The sequence below is a fragment of the Marinospirillum sp. genome (assembly GCF_014859565.1).
Map to the genome: position 1 here is coordinate 1 of NZ_JACUUA010000314.1, position 3,203 is coordinate 3,203.

Here is a 3,203-nt window from a genome sequence, read left to right on the forward strand (position 1 = left end):
GAAAAGCGGAAGAATAAAACATTTAATTACAATCAATAACAATAACCCTTCCTTATACTTCGATTTATTGCTTTGCATCAATTGTTAATAGATTGCTGATTGATATACATTGGCTCCATAGGAACATTAAGTTTGTATATGGAGCCCCAAATGGTAGAAAGCAGCAAGGTTTTATTCGAGGATGATGAGCACCAGTATGTCTGGTTCGGCTGGGAAGATCCGGACAGTGAAGAAAGCCTGGTGCAGTCCAATCAGGTGCTGATCATCAACAGGGATCAGGGCTATCTGCTTGATCCGGGTGGTGCGTTCATTTTTTCTGAAGTTGCTGCTGAAGTCAGTAAGTACCTTCCTCTGGATCAGATACGTTATCTGCTTGCCACCCACCAGGATCCGGATGTCCTGTCTTCGGTTACCCTCTGGCTTAAAGCAACCAATGCCCGTCTGCTGGTATCCCGTCTGTGGGTACGTTTTGTTTCCCACTTCGGTTTCAGTGACAACAGCCGCCTGGTTGCAATAGAAGACAAGGGTAAAATGATCAAACTGCCTTCCGGTGGTGAAATCATTCTGCTGCCTGCCCACTTTTTACACAGTGAAGGCAACTTCTGCTTTTATGATAGCCGCTCAAAAATTCTTTTTTCCGGTGATATTGGTGCTGCTGTATTCCCACGAGGGGAACGTTACCTGATGGTGGAGGACTGGGAAAAACACATGACCTACACCGAAGGCTTCCACAAGCGTTATATGGGTAATAATGCTGCGCTGCGTAAATGGGTTTCAATGATTCGCCAGTATCCTGTGGAGATGATTGTACCCCAGCATGGCGCAATTATCGGTAAGGAACATATTCCTGCATTTCTCGACTTTCTGGAGAATTTGCAATGTGGGACAGATTTATTGGATGAGTTCTACGGTTTTTGAGCTGGCTCAGTTTTGAGGGAGCGTATTTGTCCTAGAGTAGGCAATACAATAAATATGGATTGAGTCAGAGAGGGGCTGCAGATATGAAAGAAAACCAGGAAGATAACTGCCTGCTGTATGAAGATGATGAACACCAGTTTATCTGGTTTGGTTGGGAAGAAGAGGAAGGCTCCAATTCCTTTGTACAGACCAACCAGTGTCTGATTATTAATGGTGATCAGGGATATTTGTTTGATCCAGGCGGAACCTACGTTTTTCACCATGTGCTGGAGCAGGTCACTCGTTACCTTCATCCTCGGCAGATTAATACGCTGATTGCCACACATCAGGATCCTGATGTCTGTTCATCAGCACCCTACTGGATGAAAGCAACAGATGCCAAATTGCTGATTTCGCGTCTGTGGTTGCACTTTGTTTCACATTTTGGTCTGGATGAGCCAGAGCGAGTTGTGCCCTTGCCGGATCGTGGTGCCAAATTACGACTGCCTACGGGTGATCACCTGCTGTTGCTGCCAGCCCATTTTTTGCACAGTGAAGGCAATTTCAGCATCTTTGATGAGCGTTCCGGCATCCTGTTTACAGGTGATATTGGTGCCTCCATTTTTCCGGCAGGTAAACGTACCACCTTTGTTGAGGACTTTGAGGCACACAAAGCCTTCATGGAGCCTTTCCATAAGCGTTATATGCACTCCAATGCTGTATGTCGCCACTGGGTCGCCCAGATTCGGGCGCTACCAAAAAAAGTGACAATGATAGTCCCTCAACATGGTGCCATGTTCCGTGATGAGCAGGTTGAGGCCTTTCTGTCCTGGTTCGAAGAGTTGCAGTGTGGTGGTGATTATTTAAAAGCCATTTACGCTGATCAACCGGTATAGGTTGCAGATCTGACTGCAAGGATGAGCTTATGTTACTGCGTGATTTTGAGTTATCGAGAATAACGCCTGAGCTGTTAAAAGTGGAACACCCCGTTCCCTGGCCGATTTATGACGAATACGGCAAGCTGCTGATGGCTAAGGGTGCCATTCTGCGCTCAGACCGCCAGAAGGAGATTTTGGCAAGAGTTGGTCTGTTTGCGCGAGAGATTCTGCCCGAGCCGGAAGCCCTGCTGCCGCAGCCAGTCAGATTCCGCCGCAAGGTGAACCCCTTCGCCGAGTTTGATGAGTTGTGCCTCAAGCTGGAAGAGGTGTTTAAACTGATAGATTCAGAAAAACGTACCTCCCCCGGCGCACTCAAAAAGCGCGTGTATGACATTGCGGTGAATATCCAGGGGTTGGTTGAGTATGATGCTGATGCATTGCTGGGTGCAGTGCATTTGGCTGATCAGTTTCCCTACCATGTACATCACCCGATGCAAATTGCCGTGTTATCCGAGCTGATTATGGATCGCCTGCAGGTGGAGCAGGAAGTTCGTCTGGCGGTGCTGGCTGCCGCCCTGACCTGTAACATTGCCATGAATCCTTATCAACAGCGGTTGCACCAGCAGAAAACACCGCTGAATGATCAGCAGCGCGAAGTGATCAATCGTCACCCCTTGCAGAGTATGCAGAAGCTGGAAGAAGCGGGCGTGGATGATGCTTTGTGGCTGGAACTGGTGGCACAGCATCACGAAAAGCTGGATGGCACAGGATATCCGCGTGGTCTGCAGGGTGATGAAATTCGCCGTGAGGCGCGTATTCTGGCGCTGGCGGATGTTTACACCGCGATGGTGACTCATCGACCTTACCGGAACCCAATTAAACACAAGGATTCACTGCGGGATATTTTTACCCAGCGAGGCAGCAAGTTTGATTCCAAGCTGACACTGCTGTTTTTGAATGAGTTGGGAGTATATCCACCAGGTGTTTATGTAAAACTGAACAACGGTGAGCTGGCGGTGGTGATTGGACGGACACCCGATCCAAAATCGCCTCTGGTAGCCAGCATCAAAAAACCTGGTGGTGATTTGTTTCTCTCACCACGACGACGCAACACAGGTTCAGAGCAGTTTAGTATTCGCAGTGCCTGTAATGTCACTGAGCGTATCAAAATCAGCCCGGCAACCCTGTGGGGCATCAGTGCCATCCGGGTGAATGCTATGGCTGCTGATCTTTCCGGTGTATCCGATCTGATCTAAAACCTGCCCTGCGCTGTGCAGGGCAGGTCCAAGAGAATGGTCAGGTGGTTAAAATCAGGCCAGTTCAAGCACCTTGTCCACCAGTTTAAAAATACCATCCCGTGCTTCAGTGATACGTGTTGCCAGCATATAAGCCGGTGTGGAAACCACCTTATGGGTGTTATCCACCACA

General features: G+C 48.5%; 3 protein-coding genes and 1 pseudogene. 3 read left to right on the forward strand and 1 reads right to left on the reverse strand.

Going from position 1 to position 3,203, the window contains the following annotated elements:
• Window positions 1-150: 150 nt before the first annotated feature.
• The 3 genes from IBX50_RS18895 (at window position 151) to IBX50_RS18905 (ending at window position 3,031) form a co-directional block, all read left to right on the forward strand.
• Window positions 151-918 (forward strand): MBL fold metallo-hydrolase, encoded by a 768-nt coding sequence (locus tag IBX50_RS18895; protein ID WP_292257951.1) that lies wholly within the window; start codon window positions 151-153, stop codon window positions 916-918.
• 83 nt (window positions 919-1,001) lie between these two features.
• Window positions 1,002-1,793 carry an MBL fold metallo-hydrolase gene (locus IBX50_RS18900; RefSeq protein ID WP_292257952.1) on the forward strand — a complete coding sequence of 264 codons (792 nt, stop codon included), beginning with the start codon at window positions 1,002-1,004 and terminating at the stop codon, window positions 1,791-1,793.
• A gap of 29 nt (window positions 1,794-1,822) precedes the next feature.
• On the forward strand, window positions 1,823-3,031 hold the full coding sequence (locus IBX50_RS18905; protein WP_292257953.1) for an HD domain-containing phosphohydrolase: 1,209 nt from the start codon (window positions 1,823-1,825) through the stop codon (window positions 3,029-3,031).
• Between the two features lie 54 nt (window positions 3,032-3,085).
• On the opposite strand, the pseudogene IBX50_RS18910 reads toward IBX50_RS18905, so the two are convergent.
• Window positions 3,086-3,203, reverse strand: a pseudogene (locus tag IBX50_RS18910) (isoprenoid biosynthesis protein ElbB); the annotation flags it as partial.

Coding starts and splice junctions, on each gene's coding strand:
- IBX50_RS18905 (WP_292257953.1), top strand. CDS start 1,823: ATGTTACTGCGTGATTTTGAGTTATCGAGAATAACGCCTGAGCTGTTA.
- IBX50_RS18895 (WP_292257951.1), top strand. CDS start 151: ATGGTAGAAAGCAGCAAGGTTTTATTCGAGGATGATGAGCACCAGTAT.
- IBX50_RS18900 (WP_292257952.1), top strand. CDS start 1,002: ATGAAAGAAAACCAGGAAGATAACTGCCTGCTGTATGAAGATGATGAA.